General features: G+C 66.7%; 22 protein-coding genes. 16 read left to right on the top strand and 6 right to left on the bottom strand.

Translation table 11 applies throughout. The features are described from left to right. Positions 1-22: 22 nt before the first annotated feature. Genes AC6JAC_RS18980 through AC6JAC_RS18990 form a run of 3 tightly spaced genes read left to right on the top strand, consistent with a single transcriptional unit; the run spans position 23 to position 3,862 of the window. Positions 23-1,078 (top strand): iron ABC transporter substrate-binding protein, encoded by a 1,056-nt coding sequence (locus AC6JAC_RS18980; protein ID WP_028271112.1) that lies wholly within the window; start codon positions 23-25, stop codon positions 1,076-1,078. Positions 1,079-1,082: 4 nt separating this feature from the next. Beyond that, positions 1,083-2,675 carry an ABC transporter permease gene (locus AC6JAC_RS18985; RefSeq protein WP_497966080.1) on the top strand — a complete coding sequence of 531 codons (1,593 nt, stop codon included), beginning with the start codon at positions 1,083-1,085 and terminating at the stop codon, positions 2,673-2,675. Beyond that, positions 2,672-3,862 (top strand): ABC transporter ATP-binding protein, encoded by a 1,191-nt coding sequence (locus AC6JAC_RS18990; RefSeq protein ID WP_028271114.1) that lies wholly within the window; start codon positions 2,672-2,674, stop codon positions 3,860-3,862. Before AC6JAC_RS18985 ends, AC6JAC_RS18990 begins: the two co-directional genes overlap by 4 nt. A gap of 6 nt (positions 3,863-3,868) precedes the next feature. Here the strand turns inward: AC6JAC_RS18990 and AC6JAC_RS18995 are convergent, their stop codons facing one another. After that, a complete protein-coding gene (locus tag AC6JAC_RS18995; RefSeq protein WP_028271115.1) occupies positions 3,869-4,465 on the bottom strand; it encodes a YdeI/OmpD-associated family protein in 597 nt (198 codons plus the stop codon). A gap of 95 nt (positions 4,466-4,560) precedes the next feature. On the opposite strand from AC6JAC_RS18995, the gene AC6JAC_RS19000 reads away from it, so the two are divergent. From AC6JAC_RS19000 to AC6JAC_RS19025, 6 genes are all read left to right on the top strand, one after another. Then, positions 4,561-5,277: a VOC family protein gene (locus AC6JAC_RS19000; RefSeq protein WP_497966083.1), complete on the top strand. Its 717-nt coding sequence runs from the start codon at positions 4,561-4,563 to the stop codon at positions 5,275-5,277. An 83-nt stretch (positions 5,278-5,360) separates the two neighbouring features. Further along, positions 5,361-5,900, top strand: a complete 540-nt coding sequence (locus AC6JAC_RS19005; RefSeq protein WP_028271117.1) for an NUDIX hydrolase family protein — start codon at positions 5,361-5,363, stop codon at positions 5,898-5,900. 109 nt (positions 5,901-6,009) lie between these two features. Next, entirely contained in the window at positions 6,010-7,092 is a 1,083-nt protein-coding gene (locus tag AC6JAC_RS19010; protein WP_497966085.1) for a DUF6707 family protein, read from the top strand. 60 nt (positions 7,093-7,152) lie between these two features. Beyond that, positions 7,153-7,878 carry an SRPBCC family protein gene (locus AC6JAC_RS19015; protein ID WP_028271119.1) on the top strand — a complete coding sequence of 242 codons (726 nt, stop codon included), beginning with the start codon at positions 7,153-7,155 and terminating at the stop codon, positions 7,876-7,878. Between the two features lie 43 nt (positions 7,879-7,921). After that, positions 7,922-9,229 carry a tRNA guanosine(34) transglycosylase Tgt gene (tgt, locus tag AC6JAC_RS19020; RefSeq protein ID WP_454697584.1) on the top strand — a complete coding sequence of 436 codons (1,308 nt, stop codon included), beginning with the start codon at positions 7,922-7,924 and terminating at the stop codon, positions 9,227-9,229. Positions 9,230-9,319: 90 nt separating this feature from the next. Further along, a complete protein-coding gene (locus AC6JAC_RS19025; RefSeq protein ID WP_497966088.1) occupies positions 9,320-10,069 on the top strand; it encodes a dienelactone hydrolase family protein in 750 nt (249 codons plus the stop codon). Positions 10,070-10,177: 108 nt separating this feature from the next. Here the strand turns inward: AC6JAC_RS19025 and AC6JAC_RS19030 are convergent, their stop codons facing one another. After that, the gene (locus AC6JAC_RS19030) at positions 10,178-10,900 is read right to left on the bottom strand and encodes a queuosine precursor transporter (RefSeq protein WP_497966090.1); all 723 of its coding nucleotides are present in this window, start codon (positions 10,898-10,900) and stop codon (positions 10,178-10,180) included. A 254-nt stretch (positions 10,901-11,154) separates the two neighbouring features. Between AC6JAC_RS19030 and AC6JAC_RS19035 the strand changes: the two genes are divergently transcribed. Then, on the top strand, positions 11,155-11,997 hold the full coding sequence (locus AC6JAC_RS19035) for a hydroxymethylpyrimidine/phosphomethylpyrimidine kinase (protein WP_028271123.1): 843 nt from the start codon (positions 11,155-11,157) through the stop codon (positions 11,995-11,997). Between the two features lie 19 nt (positions 11,998-12,016). On the opposite strand, the gene AC6JAC_RS19040 is transcribed toward AC6JAC_RS19035, so the two are convergent. Then, positions 12,017-13,291, bottom strand: coding sequence for a serpin family protein (locus AC6JAC_RS19040; protein ID WP_497966093.1), 1,275 nt, complete (start codon positions 13,289-13,291; stop codon positions 12,017-12,019). Positions 13,292-13,509: 218 nt separating this feature from the next. Here AC6JAC_RS19040 and AC6JAC_RS19045 point away from each other — a divergent pair, with 218 nt between their 5' ends. Beyond that, the gene (locus AC6JAC_RS19045; protein WP_497966095.1) at positions 13,510-13,875 is read left to right on the top strand and encodes an iron chaperone; all 366 of its coding nucleotides are present in this window, start codon (positions 13,510-13,512) and stop codon (positions 13,873-13,875) included. A 53-nt stretch (positions 13,876-13,928) separates the two neighbouring features. Here AC6JAC_RS19045 and AC6JAC_RS19050 read toward each other — a convergent pair whose 3' ends face one another. After that, positions 13,929-15,677 carry a pyruvate dehydrogenase gene (locus AC6JAC_RS19050; protein ID WP_347898941.1) on the bottom strand — a complete coding sequence of 583 codons (1,749 nt, stop codon included), beginning with the start codon at positions 15,675-15,677 and terminating at the stop codon, positions 13,929-13,931. 177 nt (positions 15,678-15,854) lie between these two features. Then, positions 15,855-17,249 carry an MFS transporter gene (locus AC6JAC_RS19055; protein WP_497966097.1) on the bottom strand — a complete coding sequence of 465 codons (1,395 nt, stop codon included), beginning with the start codon at positions 17,247-17,249 and terminating at the stop codon, positions 15,855-15,857. 257 nt (positions 17,250-17,506) lie between these two features. Here AC6JAC_RS19055 and AC6JAC_RS19060 point away from each other — a divergent pair, with 257 nt between their 5' ends. Genes AC6JAC_RS19060 through AC6JAC_RS19070 form a run of 3 tightly spaced genes read left to right on the top strand, consistent with a single transcriptional unit; the run spans position 17,507 to position 20,663 of the window. After that, positions 17,507-18,175: a response regulator transcription factor gene (locus AC6JAC_RS19060; RefSeq protein WP_028271128.1), complete on the top strand. Its 669-nt coding sequence runs from the start codon at positions 17,507-17,509 to the stop codon at positions 18,173-18,175. Next, positions 18,172-19,641: a sensor histidine kinase gene (locus AC6JAC_RS19065; protein WP_497966099.1), complete on the top strand. Its 1,470-nt coding sequence runs from the start codon at positions 18,172-18,174 to the stop codon at positions 19,639-19,641. Before AC6JAC_RS19060 ends, AC6JAC_RS19065 begins: the two co-directional genes overlap by 4 nt. Then, a complete protein-coding gene (locus tag AC6JAC_RS19070; RefSeq protein ID WP_497966101.1) occupies positions 19,638-20,663 on the top strand; it encodes a TAXI family TRAP transporter solute-binding subunit in 1,026 nt (341 codons plus the stop codon). Before AC6JAC_RS19065 ends, AC6JAC_RS19070 begins: the two co-directional genes overlap by 4 nt. Before the next feature lie 114 nt (positions 20,664-20,777). On the opposite strand, the gene AC6JAC_RS19075 is transcribed toward AC6JAC_RS19070, so the two are convergent. Beyond that, on the bottom strand, positions 20,778-22,265 hold the full coding sequence (locus AC6JAC_RS19075) for a helix-turn-helix transcriptional regulator (protein ID WP_028271130.1): 1,488 nt from the start codon (positions 22,263-22,265) through the stop codon (positions 20,778-20,780). A 183-nt stretch (positions 22,266-22,448) separates the two neighbouring features. Between AC6JAC_RS19075 and aceA the strand changes: the two genes are divergently transcribed. Both aceA and aceB read left to right on the top strand, forming a co-directional pair. Next, the gene (gene aceA / locus AC6JAC_RS19080; protein WP_028271131.1) at positions 22,449-23,765 is read left to right on the top strand and encodes an isocitrate lyase; all 1,317 of its coding nucleotides are present in this window, start codon (positions 22,449-22,451) and stop codon (positions 23,763-23,765) included. A gap of 93 nt (positions 23,766-23,858) precedes the next feature. After that, positions 23,859-25,523 carry a malate synthase A gene (aceB, locus tag AC6JAC_RS19085; protein WP_497966104.1) on the top strand — a complete coding sequence of 555 codons (1,665 nt, stop codon included), beginning with the start codon at positions 23,859-23,861 and terminating at the stop codon, positions 25,521-25,523. Positions 25,524-25,550 lie beyond the last annotated feature (27 nt).

Consider the following 25,550-nt stretch of genomic DNA (forward strand, 5'->3'; position numbering starts at 1 on the left):
TTTTTTCCAGAAAGAAGCCCCCATGAAGATCCGCACCAACGCGCTGGCGGGAATCGCACTCGCCGCCACCGCAGCCCTCGGCCTGGCCGCCTGCGGCTCCGGAAGCTCCACCCCCGCCGCCAGCACTGCGGCAGCGGACGGCAAGGCTGCCGGCGAAATCACCGTCTACAACGCCCAGCACGAAAGCCTCACCAAGGAATGGATCGACGCTTTCACGGCGGAGACCGGCGTCAAGGTCACCCTGCGCCAGGGCTCGGACACGGAAATGTCCAACCAGATCATCCAGGAAGGCGCAGCCTCCCCGGCCGACGTGTTCCTGACGGAAAACTCACCCGCAATGGCGCAGGTCGAGAACGCCGGACTGTTCGCTGACGTGGACAAGGCCACCATCGACCAGGTGCCTGCCGACTTCCGCCCCTCCACCGGCAAATGGACCGGCATTGCCGCGCGCTCCACGGTCCTGGTCTACGACAAGGCCAAGCTGAGCGAAGACAAGCTGCCCAAGTCCATGCTGGACCTGGCCAAGCCGGAGTGGAAGGGCAAGTGGGCCGCTTCACCGTCCGGCGCCGACTTCCAGGCCATCGTTTCCGCGCTGCTTGAGCTCAAGGGCGAAGCCGCAGCCGAGGAATGGCTCAAGGGCATGAAGGAAAACTTCAAGGCCTACAAGGGCAACAGCACGGCCATGAAGGCCGTCAACGCCGGCGAAGTCGACGCCGCCCTGATCTACCACTACTACTACTACGGCGACCAGGCCAAGACCGGCGAGAACTCCAAGAACGTCACGCCGTACTACTTCAAGAACCAGGACCCGGGCGCTTTCGTCTCCGTGTCCGGCGGCGGCGTGCTGAAGTCCTCCAAGAATGCGGCGGCGGCCCAGTCCTTCCTGAAATTCATCACCGGCAAGAAGGGCCAGGAGGTCCTGCAGAAGGGCACTTCCTTCGAGTACGCCATTGCCTCCGATGTCCCGGCCAACGACAAGCTGGTTCCGCTGACGGAACTGCAGGCGCCCACCGTTGACCCGGCCAAGCTCAATTCCGAAAAGGTTACCGAGCTGATGACCAAGGCAGGACTCCTGTAAATCAGTGCCAACTGACCTAGCGGCACCGGACACTTCCGGAAGCACGACGACGGCGGGCAGGGGCAAGCGCCCCCGCCCGCCTTTCGGCGTTTCCGCAGTATCCGTCATCGCCGTCCTCATTGCCCTGTTTTCACTGATCCCGCTGGGGTACGTCATCGTGATGACGGCCGCCACGGGGTGGGACACCGCCGTCGCGCTCATCTTCCGGGAGCGCGTCGGGGAGCTACTCCTCAACACTGTGCTGCTGATGGCCATCACCGTGCCGCTCTGCGTGGTCCTGGGCGTGGGCGGAGCCTGGCTGGTGGAACGCACCACGCTGCGCGGCCACAAATGGTGGGCCGTCCTGCTGGCCGCGCCGCTGGCCATCCCGGCCTTCGTCAACAGCTATGCCTGGGTTTCCGCCGTGCCGTCCCTGGGCGGGCTCTGGTCCGGCGTCCTGATCGCCACGTTGTCCTACTTCCCGCTGGTGTATATCCCGGCCGCGGCCACACTGAGCCGGCTTGACCCCGCGATCGAGCAGTCCGCGGCGTCGCTGGGCCTGGGCGCGTGGCGCACCTTCTTCCGGGTGGTCCTCCCCCAGCTCCGCATCGCCATGACCGGCGGTGCGCTGCTGGTCTCGCTGCACTTGCTGGCCGAATACGGCGCATTCGCGATGATCCGCTTCGACACCTTCACTACCGCGATCATGGTGCAGTACCAGTCCACGTTCAACGGCACCGCCGGGAACATGCTGGCCAGCGTCCTGGTGTTCTTCTGCCTGATCCTGCTCCTGGTTGAGGTGCGAAGCCGCGGCACCGCACGCTACGCCCGGGTGGGTTCGGGCGCACAGGCCAGGGCGCTGCGCCTGCCGCTGCACGCCTACCAGGTTCCGGCGCAGCTCTTCCTGACCGGCCTCACCGCCCTGGCGTTCGGCCTTCCGCTGATGTTCGTGCTGCGCTGGATCTTCGCCGGCGGGGCAGACATCTGGGTGGCCGACGAATTCCTTCCCGCCCTGCTGCAGACCATGGGCTACGGCCTGACCGGTGCCCTGGCAACCACCGTGGTGGCCTTCCCCATGGCCTACCTGGCCGTGCGGCACCCCAGCTGGTTCAGCAAGGCGCTGGAATTGTCCAACTACATCACCAGTTCCATGCCGGGCATCGTGGTGGGCCTGGCCTTCGTGACCGTCAGCATCAGGGTCGCGCCCGGCTTCTACCAGACCACGGTGCTGCTGATTGCGGCCTATGTACTGCTGTTCCTGCCGCGGGCACTGGTGAACATCCGGGCCGGGCTGGCCCAGGCGCCCAAGGAACTCGACGAAGCCGCCCAGGCGCTGGGCAAGCCACCGCTGGTGTCCTTCGTCCGCGTCACGCTGCGGCTCACCGCGCCCGCAGCGGCGGGCGGCGCGGCGCTTGTGTTCCTGGCCATCGTCAACGAACTCACCGCCACCCTGCTGCTTTCGCCCAACGGCACACGCACCCTTGCCACCGAATTCTGGAGCAAGAGCAGCGAGATCGACTACGCCGGCGCGGCGCCGTATGCGCTGTTGATGATCCTCATCTCCGCCCCCATGACCTACCTTCTTTTCCAGCAGTCCAAGAAAGTGGCCGGACAGTGACCGATTCCTACACTTCCCGCGATGCCCCCTCCAGGCTTCCGGAACCGCGGATCGCCGCGTCCGTGGCGCCCAGCACCAACAGCCACCTGGAGATCGAGGCCGTCACCAAGAACTTCGGTTCCCAGGCGGTCCTCAAGGGCGTCAACCTGTCCGTGGCCAAGGGCGGAACCACCGCGATCGTCGGCCCTTCCGGCTCCGGCAAGACCACCCTGCTGCGGCTGATCGCAGGCTTCGAGCATCCGGATACCGGCAGCATTTCGCTCAACGGCACCAAGGTGGCCGGCGAGGGCTTCTGGGTGCCGGCGCACAAACGCCACGTCGGCTACGTCGCGCAGGACGGCGCCCTGTTCCCGCACCTCACCGTTGGCCAGAACGTCTCCTTCGGCCTCAGCGCCAGCCACCTGTCCGGCGGGCGCCGCGAGATCGCGGCCCGGGTGGGCGAGCTCCTGGAGATGGTCTCCCTCGATCCGTCCATGGCCAAGCGCCGGCCGCACCAGCTTTCCGGCGGTCAGCAACAGCGCGTTGCCCTGGCCCGAGCCCTGGCCCGCGAGCCGGAGCTGATGCTCCTGGACGAGCCCTTCTCCGCACTGGACGCCGGGCTCCGCGTGGCCACCCGCCGCGCCGTGGCCAAGGTCCTCAGCGAAGCCGGGGTGACCACCATCCTTGTCACGCACGACCAGGCCGAGGCGCTCTCCTTCGCGGACCAGGTAGCCGTGATGCGCGGCGGCAGGCTGGCCCAGATCGGCAACCCCTTCGTGGTCTACACCCGCCCCGCGGACCGGGCAACGGCGGAGTTCCTGGGCGACGCCGTCATCCTGGACGCCTGGATGGAAGGTTCCCTGGCCACGTGTTCGCTGGGCGGCATCCCGGTCCGCAGGCCCCCGGCGCAGGGCCGCGTGCAGCTCATGCTGCGGCCCGAGCAGATCCGCATCGCGGAGGACGGCCCCATCCGCGGCGTGGTGGTTGACACGGACTACTTCGGCCCGGAAACCACGGTCCGCCTGAAACTGGCCGTGCCGCCGGAACTGGCCGCCGGCGCCATCCCGGACCACCGTTTCCCGGGCGGCGGCGAAGTGATCACCATCCGGCACTGGAACGCCTCCATCGCGCGGCCGGGCATGGAGCTCTGCCTGCGCGTGGTGGGCGAAGCCGTGGCCTTCCCGATGGACGAGGACGCCACCGCCTGAGGCCTGCTACTCCGCGGGGCGCTTCTTCTGCGGATACGGGGTTTCGCCGCGCGCCAGCATCTCCACGAATCCGGCGATCTTCCGTTCCCGGGTGGCAGCCTGCTTGACCGAGTTAGTGCGGTAAATCAGGGCGAAGCGGTTCACCGACGTCAGCACATCGAACATGGCCTGCGCCCGCGGTTCGGCGGCGATGGCAGCTGCCAGGTCCGCTGGGACTTCGGCGGAAGCCGCTCCGGAATAGGCCGACTCCCAGCGTCCGTCCGCCTTGGCGGCCTCGACGACGGCCCGGCCGGCCGCGGTCATCCTGCCTGCTGCTTCGAGTTTTTCGATCCGGTCCACGTTCCGCGCCGACCATACGCTCTTGGGGCCCCGGCGCGTCATCCGCTGGAAGGAGCTGTCGTCGTCGCGCCTTTTGCCCTGGCCGTCGATCCATCCGAAGCACAGCGCCTCCTGCAGCGCGGCCTCGTAGTCCAGCTCTGTGGTGTTGCCGCCCTTCTTGTGCAGCACCAGCCAGACCCCCGGACTGGTGGCGTGGTGCTGTTCCAGCCAGCTGCGCCACTCGGCGGCGTCCTTCACCAGCAGTTCTTCAAGTTCGATGGCCATGGCACCATTCTGCTACCCGGGATTCCTTAATCAAGGCGTGGCATCATGGCAGTGTCGCCGTCAACGCCACCGCAAAGCCAGCCCAGGAGAGCCCCATGCTGCGTGTCCGTCCCGTCCATTTCACGTCCCGTCCGGACCAGTGGGAGCAGCTCCTCACGCAGCTGGGAATGGTGAAGACCGTCGATGACGGTCCCTGGAAAGAGTACGACGCCGGTTCGGGCCGTCTGGCGCTGCACGCCGCCGAAGCCGGTTCCGCCGAGGACGGCACGACGGCGTTCGGCGCCGAAGTGGGCGACCTCGCCGAATTCGCCCGGCGGACCAACGCGGCCTCCGTGGAGGACGGGAACACGCCAGCCGAGCTGGTCGACGCGGACCACGGGGCCTCCTGCCGGATCACCGGCGAGGACGGTTTCAGCTTCTTCGCGGACAAAGCCGCCCACGGCGCCCAGTGCGCGGACGCCGATCCGGGACTCGCCGTCGTCGAAGTCTGGTTCACGCCGGAGGCAGCGGCGGCGGCGCAGACCCTGCGGAACATGGGCGCGCGGCTCCGGCCGGTGCCGGATGACGACGAAACGGCGGATTTCACCGCCAAGAACGGCGGCGTGCTGATGGTGCGCCCCGCCAGCGGCGCTCCGCGGACCGGGCTGGGATTCGAGTACACGGGCGAGCTTTCGGTGCTGCGGGACCGGCTGGACGCAGCGGGCACCAAAGTGACCATGACGGAAGAGGCCTTCGGCCGGACCCTGCACGTGGCCAACCCCGACGCCGCAGGCAGGGACGTTCCTGCGCTTTGGGTTTCTTCGCGGCACTGACGGGGGCATGGTTGCGGGGCCAGCATTCGGGACGCGTGAAGCTCCGGCGCGGGGTTCGGGCAGGGATGGGGTAGAACTTAAGCATGAACGTGCGCACTCCTGACCCGAATCCCGGCTGGCTGTCCGATGAGGACCTCTTCGAAGCCCGGGGCCGGCTTCCCATGGTTTATGTGGAAGCCGTACCCGTCCGCCTTGATCCCCTCGGATTCGTGAACGAAGTGGGCACGCTGCTGCAGGCCGACGAGGACGGCACCATGGTCCGCTCCCTCGTGTCCGGCCGCGTCCTCTACCGCGAGACCATCCGGGCCGCCCTGCTCCGCCACATGGAGAAGGACCTCGGCCCGCTGGCGTTCCCGCAGCTGCCCATCAGCCCGGTGCCGTTCACCGTGGCCGAATACTTCCCGGCGCCGTCGCACACGGGCTTCACGGACGACCGCCAGCACGCCGTTTCGCTGGCGTACATCATCCCGGTCACGGGCGAATGCGAACCCCGGCAGGACGCCCTGGAGCTCACCTGGATGACGCCGGAAGAGGTCCTGAGCCCGGACGTGCAGCTGGAATTCAGCGGCGGCCGCGGCGCGCTGGTCCGGCAGGCTCTCGCGTTCGCGGGCGTCGGCAGCTAAGTTCCACGGGCTTCACCGGGGACGCTCGAAGGAACCCGGGCGTCCCCGATTTTCGGCAGGCTCCTTTGTAGACTGTAGGGCGGACCGCAAGAGAACTTAAGGACTCCCGATGACCCACCGCCCAGCCGCCCAGCACTACAGCGAGCTCAAGGCTGGCTCTCTGCAGACCGGCCACCTGCTGCTGCTCCCCGACGGCGAACGGTCCGCCGAAATCCAGAGCGTCCTCGTCGAGGAAGACGATTTCGGCACACCGGCTGTGGTCCTGGCAACGCTCACCGGCGGCGGGATCCTGCGCATCGCTGCCGGGTCCACGGTCCTCGTGGCAGGCCCCGGTGAGGGCGTGGAGGCGGCCTCCCCCGACACTGCCGTTGTCAGCGGCGGTCCCGAACAAACAGCAGTTTCCGAAGAGTCCGACGCCGCCACCTCCCTTCAGCTCGTTGAGTCCCCCGCCGCCGGGGCAGAGTCTGCCCGGGAGGGCGCCGCCCCGGCGACTCCCGCCGTCGTCGTTCCTCCCCTCCCGGCCACCACCCCGGCCGCAGCGGCCGTCCCGGCCGGCCCGAGCGGCCCGAGCGAGGAAGAGCTGGCGCTGATCCCGGCGCCGTCGGGAACGCCCGAGTCGGTGGTGGAGGCAGCCGCGGCCGCCCATCCGGACGCGCTGGGCGTGATGCTGCTGAGCGACCGCCTGGCCAAGGGCATCAACACCAAGTCCGGCAGCTGCCTCAAGGACCTCAACGACCTCGCCCACGAACTGTTCGTCGTCCTCAAGGACGCCGAGAACGCCCTGGCCGTTGCGGACCTCCTCAACGTCCTGCCCTTCGATGGCAATCCGGGCCGGTGGACGTCGGTCGAGGCGGCGCTTTCCCTGTCCAGCTACATCTGCCGGCAGACCGGGCAGGAGGACCGTGCCGACGTGTACGAAAAGCTCCTCCGGGCCCCCGAAGCGATGGAAACAGACCCGTTCAAAGCCCGGATGAACGCCAAGGTCCGCCAGCGCTCGCTGAACGAGCCCAACCTGTATGACAAGGAAATCTTCCGGGCCATCGACAATTCCAACCCGGACGCCGAACGCGAATGGCGGCTGCTGCGGCTTGAGGCCCTGATGTTCCTGCGGGCGCACGGCGGGTCGGAAACGATCGGGCTCAAGGAACTGGACCGCCGGATCGGCAACGAACTGGAGTCTGTGCGGGCTTGAGGGCTGTGCGCCACCCGTTAGGCCCTACCCCGCGGGCTCCGGGAGTTGTAGATTCACCCCATGACGAACAATCTGAGCGTTGTGATTAATTCCGATGCGCAGCAGGTTTGGACAATGCTGCGTGAACCGGCCAAGGTGGCCCAGTGGCACGGCTGGGAGGCCGACGACCTTGCCGCCGAAATCAACGAAATCTACTTCAAGGACACCGTGGTCGAAGGTCCGGACCACACCAGCCTGACCGTGGACGGCGGGGACGAGTTCAACCTGAAACCCGTTCCCAGCGGCACCGAAGTCAGCGTGACACGGGCCGCCCTGGACCACAATTCGGAGTGGGCCGCCTGGGACGAGGACATCACCCAAAGCTGGCTGACGTTCCTCCAGCAGCTCCGGTTCGCATTGGAACACCACCCGCACGGTAAACGCCGCACTGCCTTCTTTTCCGTTCCGGGCGGGGACGGCTCCGCGATCGACAAGCTCGGCCTGGCAGATCTTCCCAAACGGGGTGAGCCGTACTCGCTGACGCTTCCAACCGGCGAGGAGATCTCCGGCAAGGTCTGGTACCGGACCAACCACCAGGTGGGGCTCACGGTCCACAGCTACGCCGAGCACGGCGACGGCCTGCTGATTGTGGCCGACCAGCCGCCCATTGCCGAGGTAAGGCCCGACGGCGGGTCGATGGTGATCATCTCAACCTACGACCTGGGGGCGCACCGGCTGGAGGAAATCCGCACCGGCTGGGACAACTGGCGGGCTGAGAACTATCCCACATCGGACCCCGTGCACTGACCGCCGGCTAAGTTTCCGGGAGCCAAGCTGGCACACTTGAACCGTGCCAGCCAATACTGAACCTTCACTCTCGCCTCTCGAGCCCGGTGCCGCAGCCCTGCAGTCCGAGTTTTCCTTCACCGTGGGCAAGCGGCTGAGTGAAACCTGCTCTCCGACGCCGGAGCAGGTCGCCGCCAACGGCGGTAGGTTCCTGGGCAGGACCGGCACCATCAGCACCCCGCACGGCGAGATCCAGACTCCCGCCTTCATCGCCGTCGGCACCAAGGCCACGGTGAAATCCGTGCTGCCCGAGTCCGTCGCCGAGCTTGGTGCGCAGGCGGTCCTGGCCAACGCGTACCATCTGTACCTCCAGCCGGGGGCGGACATCCTGGACGAAGCCGGCGGGCTGGGCGCCTTCATGAACTGGCGCGGGCCCACCTTCACCGATTCCGGCGGGTTCCAGGTAATGAGCCTTGGCTCCGGGTTCAAGAAGGTCATCGACATGAAGTCTGTTGACTCCTCCGGCCCGGACGACGCCGTGGCACCCGGCAAGGAGCGGCTGGCCCACGTGGACGAGGACGGCGTCTGGTTCAAATCGCACCTGAACGGGGACCGGCACCGCTTTTCTCCGGAGATTTCGATGCGTGTGCAGCACCAGATCGGTGCGGACATCATGTTCGCCTTCGACGAGCTGACCACGCTGCAGAACTCCCGCGGCTACCAGGAGGAGTCGCTGGAACGCACCCGCCGCTGGGCCGAACGCTGCATCACCGAGCACTTCCGGCTGACGTCCGAGCGCACCGGCAAGCCGTACCAGGCGCTGTTCGGCGTGATCCAGGGTGCCCAGTACGAGGACCTGCGCCGCAAGGCCTGCCGGGACCTCGGCGCCATGAACTTCGACGGCTTCGGCATCGGAGGTGCACTGGAGAAGGAGAACCTCGGCACGATCGTGCGCTGGTGCAACGAGGAACTGCCGGAGGACAAGCCGCGGCACCTGCTGGGCATCTCCGAGCCGGACGACATCTTCACCGCCATCGAGAACGGCGCGGACACCTTCGACTGCGTCTCCCCCACCCGGGTGGCCCGCAACTCGGCCTTCTACCACCCCGACGGTCGGTTCAACCTGTCCGGGGCCAAATACAAGCGCGACTTCGGCCCGCTGCAGGAAGGCTGCGACTGCTACGCCTGCCTGAACTACTCGCGCGCCTACATCCACCACCTGTTCAAGGCCAAGGAGATGGTCTCGGCCACGCTGATCTCCATCCACAACGAGCGCTTTGTGGTGAAGATGGTCGACGACGCCCGGCTCGCCATCGAGGCCGGCAACTTCTTCGAGTTCAAGGCCGAGACCCTGGGGCGCTACTACGCCTGAGCCGCGCCGCCGGGCGCCGTCGGGGCACCGGCCGGGGGCGCCGTCGTCGAAAAGGCGCCTCCCGCCGTCGTCCTCCGATATCCTGACCGGATGCTCATCGAGATCCCGGCCGCAGAAGGCGTTGCCGAAGCCGTAGTCGCCCGCCCGTCCACCGGCGAGGGTCCGTTCCCGGGCGTCCTGCTCTACATGGACGCGTTCGGCCTGCGCCCCCGGATCCACGACATGGCGCAGCGAATCGCCGACTGGGGCTACATTGTCCTGGCCCCGAACGTCTTCTACCGCGAAGGAACGGCAGAGGAGTTGGCGCCGGAAACGGACATGACCACTCCGGCCGGCCGCGAAGCCGCAGGCGCGGCCGCGTTCCCGCGGGTGGGCCGGCTTACTACGGACAAAGCGCTGCCGGACATCGATGCCTGGGTGGATGCGCTGAGGAAGCTGGACGGCGTAGCGCCCGGGCCGATCGGCGCCGGCGGCTACTGCATGGGCGCACGCCTTGCCGTGCGCACGGCAACCTCCCACGGTGAAGCGGTGGCAGCCTGCGGTGGCTTCCACGGCGGCGGTCTGGCGAGCGAGGCTCCCGACAGCCCTCATCTCGGACTCGGCAACGCCCGGGCCCGGTTCGTGTTCGGCCACGCGGATCACGATCGGAGCATGGATCCCGACGCCGTTGCCCGCCTGGGCCATGCTCTTCACGCCGCCGGGCTCGAGGCTGCCAACGAGATCTACGCGGGCGCACCGCACGGCTATTCGATGGCGGACACCTCGGCCTTTCATGCGGAGGCCACGGAGCGGCACTTCCGCGAGCTTCGGAACCTCCTCGACGGGACGCTCAAGGGCTGACGTTCGGCGGGCAGCCCCATCGTTTGCTCCCTACCCGCCCTTTTGAAGGCTCAAAACGGCCGTTACGGAGCAATGGATGCGGCTACAAGGTACGACGCCGGGCGGCAGCTACGCGACGTTCGTCACCGCTGCCGTCGGGGCACCGTAGCTGGGTTCGCGCTTCTTGATCCAGCCGATGGCCAGGGCGGTCACTGGCACAAAGAGGAACTCCACCAGGGTCTTGTAGAGGAAGCCCACCAGCACGTAGTTCACGAACATGCCAAAGTCCGTGATGCCGATGACCGACGCCGCGATGCTGCAGAAGATGAGCGTGTCCACGAACTCACCGGCCACCGACGAGCCCATGATGCGCGCCCACAGCGACTTCTCGCCGGTGCGCGCCTTCATCCGGACCAGGATCCAGGAGTTGATGGTCTGCCCGGCGAAGAATGCGAGCAGCGAGGCCAGCACAATCTGCGGAACCGGCCCCATCGCCCCTTCGAGGGCGGCCTGCTTGGAGGCACCGAACTCGTCGTCGAACCCGGGCAGCGCGATGATCACCCAGTAGCAGAGGGAGGCGAACACGGACAGGGCAAACGTGGTGATGATGGCCTTGCGTGCCACCTTGAACCCGTAGACCTCGCTGATGACGTCGCCCAGGATGTAGGCCAGCGGGAAGAGGAAGAATCCGCCGTCGGTGATGATCGGACCGATCGCCACGCCTTTGGATGCCCCGATATTGGACAGGATCAGCACCACGGCCATGCAGGCCAGCATGATGCCGAAATAGGGGGAACCGATCGAAGCGAATTTCGGCGCCGCGGAGGCCGGGAAAGTCTTGGCGGAGGTCATGGGTGATCCATTCGGAGTGGTTCGCTCGGCTGCACGGTAAGTCGCGGTGATGAACCGCGGCGGCGGCCGGCTGTATTAGCACTGGGAGACGGCCCCCGCGAAGTGCTTCCGCCGGAACCGTCTCCCATTCTCGCACCATTACAGCCCCGCTGGCGGAACGCATGCTTCGGGCAGGCGGGCCCTGCCCGAAGCATGCGTTCACATTGGTCATCCGCACAATGCGGCCCGTTCGGCGGCGGTGGCAGTATGGGTGGATGACTTCTGCAGCTGTTGACACGTTCCCCGCCGTTGCCCTGACCATTGCCGGTTCCGAGGCGACGGGCGGCGCAGGCGCACAGGCCGATCTGAAGACCTTCCAGGAACTTGGCGTCTTCGGCATCGCCAACCTGACCTGCATCGTCTCCTTCAACCCGAACGACAACTGGAACCACCGTTTCGTCCCGGTAGACCAGCAGGTCATCGCGGATCAGTTGGAGGCGACGACGGCGGCCTACGGTGCCGCTTCCGGCGCACCGTCCGTGCTGGACACCGTGAAGATCGGCATGCTGGGCAGCCCTGCCACCATTTCGACCGTGGCCTCCGCCCTGGCCGACGGCGGGTTCACCAACGTGGTGCTGGATCCCGTGCTGATCTGCAAGGGGCAGGAGCCGGGCCACGCACTGGACACGGACCAGGCACTCAAGGCGCAAATCCTGCCGCTGGCCACTTTCGTCACGCCCAACCATTTCGAGGCGGAGTCGCTGTCCGGGCTGGAGATCACCGACGTCGAGTCCCTCAAGGCCGCGGCCGTCCGTATCCATGAGCTGAGCGGCGCGGCGGTGCTGGCCAAGGGCGGCGTGCGCCTGGCCGGGCCCGACGCCGTCGACGTCTACTACGACGGCGACACCCTGGAAATCCTCTCCGCCCCCAAGGTGGGCGAAGTGGCCGTGTCCGGTGCCGGGTGTTCCCTCGCTGCCGCAGTGACGGCCGAACTGGCCAAGGGCGCGACCCCGCTCGAGGCTGCCCGCACGGCCAAGGCCTTCGTCACCGCCGGAATCCGCAACCGCGTGGCCTCAGGCGCACCGTTCGACGCCCTCTGGCAGGGCGGCCCACGCTAACCCCTGCCAAGCCTTGGCGTTAGGAGCGGGGGTCGGCCACCCGTCCCATGAAGAGCGGCAGCCCGGTTTCCACGTGCACGATCTGGTAGTGGAACGGCCGGTCGAAGGTGATGGTCCGTTCAGGCTCCGGCGGCGCACTGGTGACAGCTCCGTTGATCTGCGTGACCGCCGCGGCGACGGTGCCCTTTTCGGCAACAGTGATGTTGGCAGCCTGCGCGGCCTGGGTGATCATCATCCTGGGCTGGATGTTGTTGAAGTCCTCGGTGGTGGCGAGGGTTTTCCGGAGGCCGAGCGATTCAAACACCTTGCGCAGGTCGAAGCTGCACTTGTGGTCCCAGCGCGGCAGCTGGATCTGCACGGTCTCCAGCGGGGCGCTGTCCAGCGCGTCCGCGATGTCCGTGAGTGCTGCAGCACCCAATGCGGCGTCCGCGCCGGCCTCCGGCAGAACCAGACGCATGACAAAGCCGTCGGCATACGGAAGGTCCACGCCCTGCCACCCGGTCCCTTCCGCATACTTCATTTTCAGCTCGTTGTGCATTGCCGGTGCCTCGATTTCCTCGCCGGCGGCCGTGGTGAAGGGCAGATCCGACGTGTCATTCGGGTCGAACGGCGCGCTCCAGGCGGACGCGAAGTACAGGGAGTTGAGCAGGCTGAACGTGTTGTCCCGGTCGTATTTTGCCGGGGCTTGCTTGATCCGGCCGCCGGTGTTCCTGTTGACCCAGGCATCGATGGCGGGCTTCGTTGCGCCCTCGTCCTTGAAGTCCACGGGGTACACCCCGGTTCCGTAGTGCCGGGCCAGTGTGTCCAGGAACGGCTTACCAGTGGGGACGCCCTTGTCCACAAACAGGCCGTTGGCGGCGTGCATCACGGGCTTTCGCGGCGGGTTCTCCTCGTCCACCGCGCCCGGATCGCCGTCGAACTTCTCCAGTGATGCGAGCAGCGCGTTCATCGCCTCGTCGCGGTTCTCGGCGGGGAGTTTCAGGACAGCATCCATCTCCGCGGCCGTACCGCCGGTAGCACCGGCTCGAAGCATGGCCAGGGCTATCAGCAGGCTCCCGGGCGAGGACACCACGTTCCCTTGGGCGCCGTCGCCGCCGTCGGCCAGCAGGGCTCCGCCGAGCCCGAAAGCGGAGGTGCGGAAGGAGCGCAGTTCAGCGGCGTACGCCGCACCGTCCACCGAAACCCGCTGCACGCCGTCGGCCTTCAGGATCTCCGGAGACGACGACGCCGAGCACGCGGTGAGCGCCACCAGCGCACCTGCCGTCGCGAGCCGGGCCACGCGAAACGTTTTCATGTTTCCCCCTTGGAAATGCCATGCCGGCACTCGGCGGGAATCCGCCTGTCCCCTTCAGTCAACCAGCCTGCCCGCTGCAGCACGATGCCCGTAGGGTCACGGTTTGCCGTCGTTTTGGTCTCGCCCGGGGAACCCTCTCTCGATTGCTGCAACGTTTCGGGAAACGCTCACGCACGGACAGCCGCGGCGTATCCTCAAGACACGTCGAAGGAGCACGGATGGTAAAGAGGTTGACAAGCGTCGAGGAGTACATCACGTCCTTCCCGGCCGACGTGCAGGACATCCTCCGGGAAGTCCGGCGCCGGTGCAGGGCCGCCGTGCCGGACTCCGGCGAGATGATGAGCTACGGCATTCCCACGGTCACACTGAACGGAAAGTACGTGGTGTATTTTGCCGGCTGGGCGCACCACATTTCCGTGTATCCGGTGCCGTCAGGCGATCCCGCTTTCCAGGCTGACATCGACCCGTACCGCTCAGCCAAGGGCACGTTGAAATTCCCGCTGGGCAAGCCGGTTCCTTACGGGCTGATTGAACGAACCGCTGCCCTGCTGGCGGCTGAGCGCCGCGGTACCCCACCCACATAGCGAGCGGACGACGGCGGCCGTCCGCCGCCGCCGTCGTCGTCGTCGTCAGAAAACTACCGCCGCGGGATGTTGCGCAGGTTGCTCCTGGCCATGCTCACGGCCTCGCCGGCGCCCCGGTTCAGGACCACCTTCGACATGGCGGTCGCGAAGCCGAGGACCTGCGAACCCGTGATTTTCGGCGGGATCGACAGTGCCTTCGGATCCGTGATGAGCTCCACCAGCGACGGCCCCGGGTGGGCGAAAGCCTCCCGGTAAGCGCCCTCGATCCGGGCAGGATCCGTGACCCGGACCGCGTGGAAGCCGAGCGCGCGGGCGACGGCCGCGTAATCGGCGTCGGGCACGTCCACGCCAAAATCAGGCAGCCCGTCCACCAGCATCTCCAGTTTGACCATGCCCAGCGTTGAGTTGTTGAAGACCACCACGTTCACGGGAAGCCGGTGCGCGGCAACGGTGATCAGTTCGCCAAGCAGCATGGACAGGCCGCCGTCTCCGGACACCGAAATGACCTGGCGGCCGGGATAGGCCAGCTGGGCGCCGATCGCGTGCGGCAGGGCGTTGGCCATGGAGCCGTGCAGGTACGACCCGATCAGCCTGCGCGTGCCCAGCGGATTGATGTACCGGGCAGTCCAGACGTTGCACATGCCCGTATCCGCGGTGAAAACGGCATCCTCCGCGGCTACCTGGTCCAACAGCGATGCGGCGTACTCCGGATGGATCGGCTGCTTCTTTTCCACCTTGCGGGTGTAGGCGCCCACTGCCTTGTTCATAAGCCGGTCATGCTTCTTGAGCATCTGGTCAAGGAACCGGCGGCTCTTCTTCGCTGCGACCAGCGGCTTCAACGCGGCGAGCGTGGGCAGCACGTCGCCATGGACGGCGATGTCGACGTCGGTCCGCCTCCCCAGCTTGTGCGCGGCGCGGTCCACCTGGGCCGTGCGGGTGCCGGGAAGGAACTGATCGTACGGAAAATCCGTGCCGAGCAGGATCAGCAGGTCGGCGTCCTCGATGCCCTCGGCCGCGGCGCCGTAGCCGAGCAGCCCGGTCATGCCGATGTCGTACGGGTTGTCGTACTGCATGAAGTCCTTGCCCCGCAGCGAGTGGCCGATCGGGGCGCCGATCACTTCGGCGAGCGCCACCACCTCGTCGTGGGCACCCTGCGTTCCCGCACCGGCGAAAATGGCGACCTTGTTGGCAGCGTTGATCGCGTCAGCCAGCTCCCGGACGCTCGCAGCGTCCGGAGTCAGCGTGGCGCGCCGGAACGTTGCCGGCAGCGGCGTTTCGCCGGTGGCTTCCAGTCCGGCGATGTCGCCGGGAAGCGTAACGACGGCGACTCCCCCGAGCCCGACGGCGTGCTGGATGGCGCTGTGCATGACCCGGGGCGCCTGTTCTGCCGTGCTGATCAGCTCCGAGTACACCGAGCACTCGTTGAAGAGCCGGTCCGGATGGGTTTCCTGGAAGAATCCGCTGCCGATCTGCTTGCTCGGAATGTGCGAGGCGATCGCCAGGACGGGTGCCCCTGAGCGGTTCGCGTCGTACAGGCCGTTGATCAGGTGCAGGTTGCCGGGGCCGCAGGATCCCGCGCAGACGGCCAGCTTTCCGGTCAGCTGGGCTTCGGCGGCGGCGGCGAAGGCGGCTGCCTCTTCGTGGCGGACGTGGATCCAGTCGATGCCGCCCTGCTGTGAGCCGCCGGTTTTTCGGACCGCATCGACTATCGGGTTGAGGCTGTCGCCCACGATCCCGTAGATGCGCTGCACTCCGGCAGCCTGGAGTTGTTCAACGAGCTGGGTGGCGAGTTCCTTGGCCATGAGTGCACACTCCCGCGATCGGGTCCGATGAGCTGACAGGGCCAATATAGTCCGCCCACCTTGGCGCCGTTCCCAGGTTTTGGACGGGAACGACGACGGCGGCCGCCGCCCCGGCGACCGGAAGGTCACCGCCGGGCCGGCCAGCCGCCGTCGTACTCTTACCGGACTGAACCGGGATCAGACGTTCAGGAGGTCCTTGTCCTTGTCGTCGTCCTTGCGGGTCTGCGACCAGGCGTGGCCCTGTTCGTGATCAAGATGGGTGGATTTCTTATTCTTCAGCGCGAAGATGTAGACCACCAGCGAGATGGCAATGGCCACCGTGACGTAGGTGAAGAACAGGTCCACCCGCTCGGCCTTCTGGAACGCGGCGCCGATCAGCGGGACGGTGCCGCCGAAGAGCGAGTTGGCGATCGCGTAGCCCAGCCCGACGCCGAGTGCCCGGATGGACGCGGGGAACAGCTCGGCCTTCACCAGGGCGTTGATGGAGGTGTAGCCGCCAACGATGAGCAGGCCGCCCATCATGAGCAGGAACGCCGTGAACGGGTCCTTGGTGTTGGAGAGCGTGGACAGCAGCGGCCAGGTGAAGAGGACGCCAGTGATGCCGAACCACAGCAGCAGCGGCTTGCGGCCCACCTTGTCCGAGATCAGGCCGTAGACGGGCTGGAGCAGCATGAAGATGAAGAGGGCCCAGAAGTTGATCACCGAGGTGTCGGTCTTGGCGATGCCGGACGTATCGTTCATGAACTTCAGGATGAAGTTGGTGTACGTGTAGAACGCCACGGTGCCGCCGAGTGTGACGCCGATGCAGATCAGCAGCGGCTTCCAGTACTGCGTGAACAGCAGCTTCATGGTGCCAGGCTGTGCTTCGCCGGCCGTGACCGGTGCCTTGGCAGCCCGGACCTGCTCGGCCGATACGGTTTCTTCCATCGAGCGCCGCAGCCACAGGACCACGAGCGCAGCCACGCCGCCGATCGCGAACGGAATGCGCCAGCCCCACTCGGTCAGGTCGCCCTTGGGCATGACGTTCTGCAGGATGACCAGGACCAGAAGGGCCAGCATCTGGCCGCCGATCAGGGTGACGTACTGGAAGCTCGAGAAGAAGCCGCGGCGCTTGGACGTGGCGGCTTCGGACATGTAGGTGGCGCTGGTGCCGTATTCGCCGCCCACGGAGAACCCCTGGATCAGGCGGATGAGGATCAGCAGCACCAGGGCCCAGACGCCGACCTGCTGCGTTGTGGGCAGGAGCGCAATGGCGAAGGAGCCCGCGGACATCAGAGTGACGCTGAGCGTCAGCGCGGCCTTGCGTCCCTTGCGGTCCGCGTAGCGGCCGAAGAACCAGGCGCCGATGGGGCGCATCAGGAACGACGTCGAGAAGACGGCCATCGCTTCCAGGCCGGCCTGCAGCTCGTCCTTGGAGTTGAAGAAGTGGGACTGGAAGTAGGCGGCAAAAACTGTGTAGACGTAGAGGTCGTACCACTCCACCAGGTTGCCGGCAGAGCCTTTGAGGATGTTGCTCACGGCGCGGCGGGTCTGGGCTGACTCACTCTGGATTTCGGCTTGCTGGGTGCTCATCGCTGAACCTCGCTTGACTGTGCTCCCGGGAACCGTTCCGGGCATATTCCTGTGCTGTCCATGGCAACATTGCTCATGGTTCCTCCTCGACATTGACGGTCCTCCGAAAGCCGAGGACCCATCCACGCTATGGGTGATCCACCCCACTACCTACGTGAAAGGGGAATTCCTAACACTTCCTTAGGTTTCGCCGGGACAAGGGATAATCTCCACAGCGGGCAGATCGAAGATGCCCCGTCAACGAACAGGACCAGGCAATGGATGTGCTCATCGTCGAGGACGACGACGCCATGGCGTCCGCCCTCGACGCAGCAGTGGTTTCCGCCGGACACACGGCGTCCCGGGTTGCCCGCGGGGCTGACGCCCTCCTGGAGCACCGCCGGTTCGAGGTCATCCTGCTGGACCTGGGGCTTCCGGACATGGACGGCCTCGACGTGCTGCGGAAGCTCCGCCAGGTCACCCCGGTCCCGATCCTGATCCTCACCGCCCGCGACGACGAGCGAAGCGTGGTCCTTGGCCTGCGGTCCGGAGCCGATGACTACCTCGTCAAACCGGTGAAACTGGTTGAGCTGCTGGCCCGCATCGAGGCTGTGACGCGGCGTTCGGGCCGTGCAAAGGACAGCCGTCAGCAGAGCATAGTGCTGGGGGAACTCGAGGTGGACCTCGAACGGCGAGTGGCCGCCGTCGGCCCCAAGGTCCTGCCCCTGACGGCCACCGAGTTCGACCTCCTCGCCCTTCTGGCCAAGCACGCGGGGTCGGTGGTCACCCGGGAACAGATCCTGGACGCGCTCTGGGGAGACGCCTTCGTGGCCTCGTCGCGGTCCCTTGACGTGCATCTGACCGGCCTCCGGGCCAAGCTCCAACTTCCCGGTTTCATCATCAACGTGCGCGGCGTGGGCTACCGGGTCGAGGCGGATCCGGCGTGAAGCTGCGTGTCCTCGGAATCCTGAGTGTGCTGTCCGTCCTCATCGTCGTCTTCGCCTCCACTGCCATCCTGACCTCCGCCAGCCGGGAGCTCACCCAGGAACTCCAGATCAACAGGGCGGCCGCCCTCAACAGGCTGGCGCAGGTGGCGTTCGACGCCGCGACCGACGGGGAATCCACGCAGCTGCAGGCGGAGATGGACAGATACTCGGAACTCTACGGTGAGGGGGTGCTGATCGGCCTCCAGCAGGGCACCCTGCGCTCGGGGGGCCTGAGCGAGGACAGGGCGGACGTCCGCGATGCAGTTGCCCGGGCAAAGCTGAACCTGAATGACACCACCCTCAGTCCGCTCCAGCCATTCGGCACCGGTTCCGAAGTGATTTCACGTTCCTTCGGCAGTGCAAGCCAGGTTCTTGGCGAAGCGGTCCTGGAGGTCAACCTGGACGCGGCCCGGCAGAAACTGCGGGAACGGTGGCTCCTCGTCGGACTGGCTGCGGCCGTACTGACTGCGGTGCTCCTCCTCGGTGCCGCCCGAGTGACAGGCTGGGTGCTGCGTCCCGTGCACCGCCTGAATGCCGCCGTGACGGAGCTTGAGGCGACGGGCCGGACCGGCCAGCTACCGGAGGACGGACCGCCGGAACTGAGGGAACTGAGCCGTTCCTTCACCCGGATGGCCCGGACAGTCAGCGCCAGCATCGACTCCCAGCGCCAGCTCATTGCCGACACGTCGCATCAGTTGCGGAATCCCGTGGGCGCCCTGCGGCTGAGGATCGACCTGCTGCAGCTTGAATTGCAGACAGCCCGGGAACACAAAGCGGCGGCGGGCGTCCTCGCGGAGCTGGAACGGGTGGAAGAAATCCTGGACGGCGTCTTGAGGCTCGCGACCGCCGAGCACCGGGCCTTCGAAGACTCCGCCGGAGGGCCGCTGGGGACCCCTTCCCGCGGGCGCCCCGCCGTCATCGATCCATACCCGGTCCTGCAGGAAGAAACCGAACGCGCGGGACCCGCCGCGAGGCGCAGCGGCTCGACGATCCTGCTGGCGGACCCGCCGGACCCGGCGGTGCACATTGCCTGCAATGCCGCCGAACTCGCCCAGATGGTGGGGGAACTGATCAACAACGCCATCAAATACGCACCCCGTGCCCGGATCTCCGTGGCAGTCCACGCACGTCCGGACACGGTCACCGTGGAAATCTCCGACGACGGCCCCGGGCTTTCCGCTGTGGAACGGGCTGCTGCCACCAGCCGGTTCTGGCGCTCCCCGCAGGCCCGGGAGATCCGCGGCAACGGCCTGGGCATGACCATCGTCGACAAACTGGCGGGAGCCAACGGGGGCCGCTTGCTGCTGACGGAAGCCTCGCCGCACGGCCTGATGGCGGGCCTCGAGTTTCCGCGTGCTTTCCATGGCCAAGGGCCGGATCATGACGACGGGCCGGATCATGACGACGGGCCGGAGGCCCTTTCATGACCGGCAGGGCTGAGCTGACAGCAGCCCTTCCGCCGAGGAGGGCCGCCCTCAAAGCCGGGCTGGCCGCCGGGCTGGCCGGGCTGCTCATCCCGGCCCTCAACGCCTGCACCGCTGAGGACAGGCCCGGCACCGTGACGGTTGCCGGAGGCGAACCGGGCGGCTTCTATCTTGAATTCGCAACGCTGCTGGCGGAGTCCCTCCAGCGCCACGGCGTAGCCGGCCACGCTACAGCGCTGACCACCGGCGGCAGCCTGGACAACCTGGAGCAGCTTCTGACCGGGCAGGCCACGCTGGCTGTCGCACTGGCGGATGCCGCGGCTCAAACCAGTGAAGGGAACAGCTCATCAAAGGGTGGCATCACGGCCCTCGGACGAGTGTACGAAAACTACGTCCACTGCGTGGTCCGGAAGGCCAGCGGCATCCGCGATCTCACGGAACTGGCCGGCAGGACCGTGGCTGTCGGTGAGCCTGGTTCCGGGACCTCGCTGACCACTCCGCGCCTGATTGAGGCTGCCGGGCTGGCGTCTGTGGCTGTGGGCGCCTCCCCCGCCGCCGGCGTCGAAAAAACGGTCACCGTGATGAACCTCGGACTCAACGCGGGGCTTGCTGCCCTGCAGAACGGGTCAGTGGATGCGTTGTTCTGGTCCGGCGGTGTGCCCACAGCCGCCATTGCCGCCACCAACAACCAGGTCGGGCTCGGATTCCTGGACCTCTCCCCGCTGCTCCCGAAGCTCCGCACCAAGTACGGCGCGTTCTACGACAGGGTGCTGATCCCGGAAGGCGCCTATGAGGGCATCCCGGCTGTCTGGGCGGTAGGTGTGGCCAACCTGCTCCTGTGCCGCAGTGACCTGGATGAGCGCACCGTGAAGAGGACGGTCGAACTGCTGGTGGGCCATGCCGAGGAACTGATCCCTCGCTCCAGCCTGGGAGTCCAGTTCCTGAGCCCCGAATCGCTGATCAACACCGCCGGACTGCCCTTGCACCCGGCAGCCGCCGCCGCTTACCGGAAACTGCACGGCTAGGCAACGCTCTTTCACTTAATGCAACAAACGCGGCAACCCTCTCTCACTTTCCTCAAGAGAGTGAGAGAGCGTCCCGGGAAAACCCGCGTTAGGTGAGAGAGCGTCCCGGTAAGGTTAGCTCCCCGAGTGCGCCTGCAGGAAGCTGTACACCTCGGTCTCGTCCACGCCGGGGAAAGCGCCCGGCGGCATGGCGGCCAGCAGGTGCGAGTGCGCCCGCGCCGACGGCCAGGCATTGCCCGCCCACTCGGAGGTCAGCGAAGCCGGCGGCCGGCGGCAGCAGTTCTCATCGGGGCAGGTGGACTTGGACCGCTCCGTGGTTTCCCGTCCGCGGAACCACTTCACCTGGGCGTACGGGACGCCAACGGAGAGGGAAAACTCGCCGGTGGCGGAGCGCTCCGTCCGCGCGGTGCACCAGTAGGTCCCCGAGGGCGTGTCCGTGTACTGGCTGTAGGCACTGAACTTGTCCGGCACGTCGAAAACCACCCGCGACGTCCAGTTCTTGCACGACGGCTGGCCCTCAATGGCGCCGGTATGATCCTGCGGGAACGTCACGCCGTCGTTCTCGTAGGCCTTGTAGATGATGCCGCTCTTGTGCGTCTTCTGGAAGTGCGTGCGGATGTCCAGGTGCTGCGTGGCCAGGTTCGTGAACCGGTGTGCGGCGGTCTCGTAGGACACGGCGAAGGCGTCCCGGATGTCCTCGACGGCGATTTCCTTGGCCTGCTTGGCCTTCTGCAGGAACTCCACGGTGGCCTGCTCCGGCAGCATCAGCGCCGCGGCGAAGTAGTTCGTGGCCACGCGCTGCATCAGGAAGTCCCCGTAGTTGGACGGCGTCTGGTGGCCCAGGACGTAGTGTCCCAGCGCCTGCAGCAGCACCGAACGGGGGTCGTGATCGGTGCGCTGGTTCTGCGTGAGATAAATTCTGCGGTTCTTAAGATCCGTCACCGAACGGGTGGAATGCGGCAGGTCGCCCACGTGGTGGAGGCTGAACCCGAGGTGCCCGGCGATGTCCGCGATGACGTGGTGGGACAGCGGGCCGCTGGTGTGACCCACCGACGCCAGGACCTTCTGCGCCTCCGCCTCGTACTCCGGGAAATAGTTGTTGCGCTCGCGCATCATGGCACGCAGCGCGCCGTTGGCACGGCGGGCCTCTTCCGGCGTCGCCGCCTGCTCATTGAGCCGGCGCTCCAGCTCGTGCTGCAGGCCCACCATGGACTCCAGCACATCCATCGGAAGCCGCGAGCTGATGCGGATTTTCGGCAGGTTCAGGGACTCGTAGAGGGGGCTCCGCTGGTAGCGTTCCAGCTCGATCTCCAGCGCCGCACGACGGTTCGGCGGCTCGGCCCCGAGCAACTGGTCGATGCTGACATTGAGGGCGGCCGCCAGCTGCTGGAGCAGCCCCAGTTTGGGCTCCCGCTTCCCGTTCTCGATCAGGCTCAGCTGGCTCGGCGCGGTCCCGACGGCGGCACTCAGGTCATCGAGGGTCATGGCCGCCGCTTTACGCAGGTGGCGGACGCGGCGGCCCAGGCTGATGACGTCAAGTTCGGGGACCGAAGGGGACGACGGCGGGGTGGCGGCGGTGCGATTCCAGCTCGTAGGCGACATTTATTGAGAATACGCGAAGAAGTGCATTTCTTTCCAGACTTTTTCTCTAGCAACCCGCTTGAAAGTGCAGAAAAGTAGATCTCACGGAAAGAAACACCGCACCGGTCCAACCGGTCCCCCAACTGCAACGGCGCAGGGAAGGGGACCGGCCAGGACATCCGGAGCACAAACAAGGAGACAAAGATGACTGCAGCATTTGAGCCCACCCAGCAGACGCCCGAAGAGCAGGCCGCCGCACTGGAGCTCGAGTGGGCCGCCAACCCGCGCTGGGAAGGTGTGACCCGCGACTACAAGGCAACGGACGTCGTCCGCCTCCGCGGCCGCGTCTCCGAAGAGCACACGCTGGCCCGCCGCGGTTCCGAGAAGCTCTGGAAGCAGCTCACCGAAGAGCACAAGACCGGCGGCTACACCAACGCCCTCGGCGCCCTCACCGGCAACCAGGCCGTGCAGCAGGTCAAGGCCGGCCTCCGCGCCATCTACCTCTCCGGCTGGCAGGTCGCCGCCGACGCCAACAATTCCGGCCACACCTACCCGGACCAGTCGCTCTACCCGGCCAACTCCGTTCCCACCGTGGTCCGCCGCATCAACAACGCCCTCCTCCGCGCCGACCAGATCGAGTTCTCCGAAGGCATCCAGACCGTCGAGGACTGGATGGTGCCGATCGTCGCCGACGCCGAGGCCGGCTTCGGCGGTCCGCTGAACGCCTACGAGCTGATGAAGTCCATGATCCAGGCCGGCGCCTCAGGCGTTCACTGGGAGGACCAGCTCGCATCGGAGAAGAAGTGCGGCCACCTCGGCGGCAAGGTGCTCATCCCCACCCAGCAGCACGTCCGCACCCTGAACGCGGCCCGTCTGGCCGCCGACGTCGCCGGCACCCCGTCAGTGGTCATCGCCCGCACTGACGCCGAAGCCGCAACCCTGATCACCTCCGACGTCGACGAGCGCGACCAGGAATTCATCACCGGCGAGCGTACGGCCGAAGGCTTCTACAAGGTCCGCAACGGCATCGAACCCTGCATCGCCCGTGCCAAGGCCTACGCCCCGTACTCCGACCTCATCTGGATGGAAACGGGCACCCCGGACCTCGAGCTTGCCAAGAAGTTCGCCGAGGCCGTCAAGGCCGAGTTCCCGGACCAGATGCTCTCCTACAACTGCTCGCCGTCGTTCAACTGGCGCAAGCACCTGGACGACGCCACCATCGCCAAGTTCCAGCGTGAACTCGGCGCCATGGGCTTCACGTTCCAGTTCATCACCCTGGCCGGCTTCCACGCCCTGAACTACTCGATGTTCGACCTCGCCCACGGCTACGCCCGTGAAGGCATGAGCGCCTACGTCGAGCTCCAGGAGAAGGAATTCGCCTCCGAGTCCCGCGGCTACACCGCGACCAAGCACCAGCGCGAAGTCGGCACCGGCTACTTCGACGACATCGCCACTGCGCTCAACCCGAACGCATCCACCCTCGCCCTGGTCGGATCGACCGAAGAGGGCCAGTTCCACTAATTCTTCCCCAGCTAGATAGCAGTAGGTGTCGTTTTGGAGGCTCAAAACGACACCTACTGCGACTCAGTTGGGCCTTGCACCAGGAGAACTCTCATGAACAGCTTCACTGACAACTTCACTATCAACGGGATCACGCTGACCGCGCAGCCTATTTGCCGGCAGGGCGAGGTTCTTACTCCGGACGCCCTGGCTTTTGTGGCCAAGCTGCACCGGGCGACGGCGGCGCGGCGCCAGGAGCTGCTGCAGGCCCGGCGGTCCCGGCGTGCGGACATCGCCAAGGGACTGGACCCGCGGTTCCTCCGCGAGACCGAGTCCGTCCGGAACGATCCGAACTGGCGCGTCGCTCCCCCGGCCCCGGGCCTCGAGGACCGCCGCGTGGAGATCACCGGCCCGGTGGACAAGAAGATGACCATCAACGCGCTGAACTCGGGCGCCAAGGTGTGGCTGGCCGACATGGAGGACTCGTCCACCCCGTCGTGGCGCAACGTCATCCAGGGCCAGCTGAACCTCACCGATGCCCTGGAACGCCGGATCGACTTCACCTCCCCGGAGGGCAAGGACTACAAGCTGCGTCCGGCGGACGAACTGCCCACCATCGTGGTCCGCCCCCGCGGCTGGCACCTGCCGGAAAAGCACATGCTGATCGACGGGACCCCGATCGCCGGCGGCATCGTGGACTTCGGCCTGTACTTCTTCCACAATGCCCGCCGCCTGCTGGCCCAGGGTAAGGGCCCGTACTTCTACCTGCCGAAGATCGAAAACCACCTCGAGGCACGCCTGTGGAACGACATCTTCATCCTGGCGCAGGACCTGCTGGGCATCCCGCAGGGCACCATCCGCGCCACCGTGCTGATCGAGACCATCACGGCCTCCTTCGAGATGGAAGAGATCCTCTACGAGCTCCGCGACCACGCGGCCGGCCTGAATGCCGGACGCTGGGACTACATCTTCTCGATGATCAAGAACTTCCGCACCCGCGGCCCCCGCTTCGTCCTGCCGGACCGCGTCCAGGTGACCATGACGGCCCCCTTCATGCGTGCCTACACCGAGCAGCTGGTCCGCGCCTGCCACAAGCGCGGCGCCATGGCAATCGGCGGCATGGCCGCAGCTGTCCCCAACCGCAAGGACGAGGAAGCCAACGCGACCGCCTTTGAGAAGGTCCGCGCGGACAAGACCCGCGAGGCCGGCGACGGCTTTGACGGCTCCTGGGTGGCCCACCCGGACCTGGTCCCGGTGTGCCGCGAAGTGTTCGACGGCGTCCTCGGCGACCGCTCGAACCAGCTGGACCGCCTCCGCGAGGACGTCACCCCTGACGACCGCGCGCTGCTGGACATTGCCTCCACCACGGGCACCATCACCGAGCAGGGCATCCGGAACAACATCGAGGTGGGCATCCGCTACATCGAGTCCTGGCTGCGCGGCAACGGGGCTGTGGCCATCCACAACCTCATGGAGGACGCCGCCACCGCGGAGATCTCCCGCTCGCAGCTGTGGCAGTGGATCTACTCCCACGCCATCACCGACCACGGCGAAATCATCACCCGCGAGTGGGTGGAGGACCTGCTGGACGAGGAGTTCACCCGGCTGGAACGCTTCGAAGGCGACCGCTTCGCCGACGCGCGTGACATCTTCGAGGAAGTCACCCTGGCCGACGCGTTCCCCACGTTCCTGACCCTGCCTGCCTACGCCCGCTTCCTGCACGAGGCTCGGGACCGGTCAGAGGACCCCGTCGAGGACGCGGCGCTGGTGGCCGCCTGACCCCGCGGTAGTCCAGCCGAGATTTCC

The sequence above is a fragment of the Arthrobacter sp. KUASC02 genome, from assembly GCF_059739395.1.

Coding starts and splice junctions, on each gene's coding strand:
- AC6JAC_RS18980 (WP_028271112.1), top strand. CDS start 23: ATGAAGATCCGCACCAACGCGCTGGCGGGAATCGCACTCGCCGCCACC.
- AC6JAC_RS18995 (WP_028271115.1), bottom strand. CDS start 4,465: ATGGCCATCGAACTTGAAGAACTGCTGGTGAAGGACGCCGCCGAGTGG.
- AC6JAC_RS19000 (WP_497966083.1), top strand. CDS start 4,561: ATGCTGCGTGTCCGTCCCGTCCATTTCACGTCCCGTCCGGACCAGTGG.
- AC6JAC_RS19005 (WP_028271117.1), top strand. CDS start 5,361: ATGAACGTGCGCACTCCTGACCCGAATCCCGGCTGGCTGTCCGATGAG.
- AC6JAC_RS19010 (WP_497966085.1), top strand. CDS start 6,010: ATGACCCACCGCCCAGCCGCCCAGCACTACAGCGAGCTCAAGGCTGGC.
- AC6JAC_RS19015 (WP_028271119.1), top strand. CDS start 7,153: ATGACGAACAATCTGAGCGTTGTGATTAATTCCGATGCGCAGCAGGTT.
- AC6JAC_RS19025 (WP_497966088.1), top strand. CDS start 9,320: ATGCTCATCGAGATCCCGGCCGCAGAAGGCGTTGCCGAAGCCGTAGTC.
- AC6JAC_RS19030 (WP_497966090.1), bottom strand. CDS start 10,900: ATGACCTCCGCCAAGACTTTCCCGGCCTCCGCGGCGCCGAAATTCGCT.
- AC6JAC_RS19035 (WP_028271123.1), top strand. CDS start 11,155: ATGACTTCTGCAGCTGTTGACACGTTCCCCGCCGTTGCCCTGACCATT.
- AC6JAC_RS19040 (WP_497966093.1), bottom strand. CDS start 13,291: ATGAAAACGTTTCGCGTGGCCCGGCTCGCGACGGCAGGTGCGCTGGTG.
- AC6JAC_RS19045 (WP_497966095.1), top strand. CDS start 13,510: ATGGTAAAGAGGTTGACAAGCGTCGAGGAGTACATCACGTCCTTCCCG.
- AC6JAC_RS19050 (WP_347898941.1), bottom strand. CDS start 15,677: ATGGCCAAGGAACTCGCCACCCAGCTCGTTGAACAACTCCAGGCTGCC.
- AC6JAC_RS19055 (WP_497966097.1), bottom strand. CDS start 17,249: ATGAGCACCCAGCAAGCCGAAATCCAGAGTGAGTCAGCCCAGACCCGC.
- AC6JAC_RS19060 (WP_028271128.1), top strand. CDS start 17,507: ATGGATGTGCTCATCGTCGAGGACGACGACGCCATGGCGTCCGCCCTC.
- AC6JAC_RS19070 (WP_497966101.1), top strand. CDS start 19,638: ATGACCGGCAGGGCTGAGCTGACAGCAGCCCTTCCGCCGAGGAGGGCC.
- AC6JAC_RS19075 (WP_028271130.1), bottom strand. CDS start 22,265: ATGTCGCCTACGAGCTGGAATCGCACCGCCGCCACCCCGCCGTCGTCC.
- aceA (WP_028271131.1), top strand. CDS start 22,449: ATGACTGCAGCATTTGAGCCCACCCAGCAGACGCCCGAAGAGCAGGCC.
- aceB (WP_497966104.1), top strand. CDS start 23,859: ATGAACAGCTTCACTGACAACTTCACTATCAACGGGATCACGCTGACC.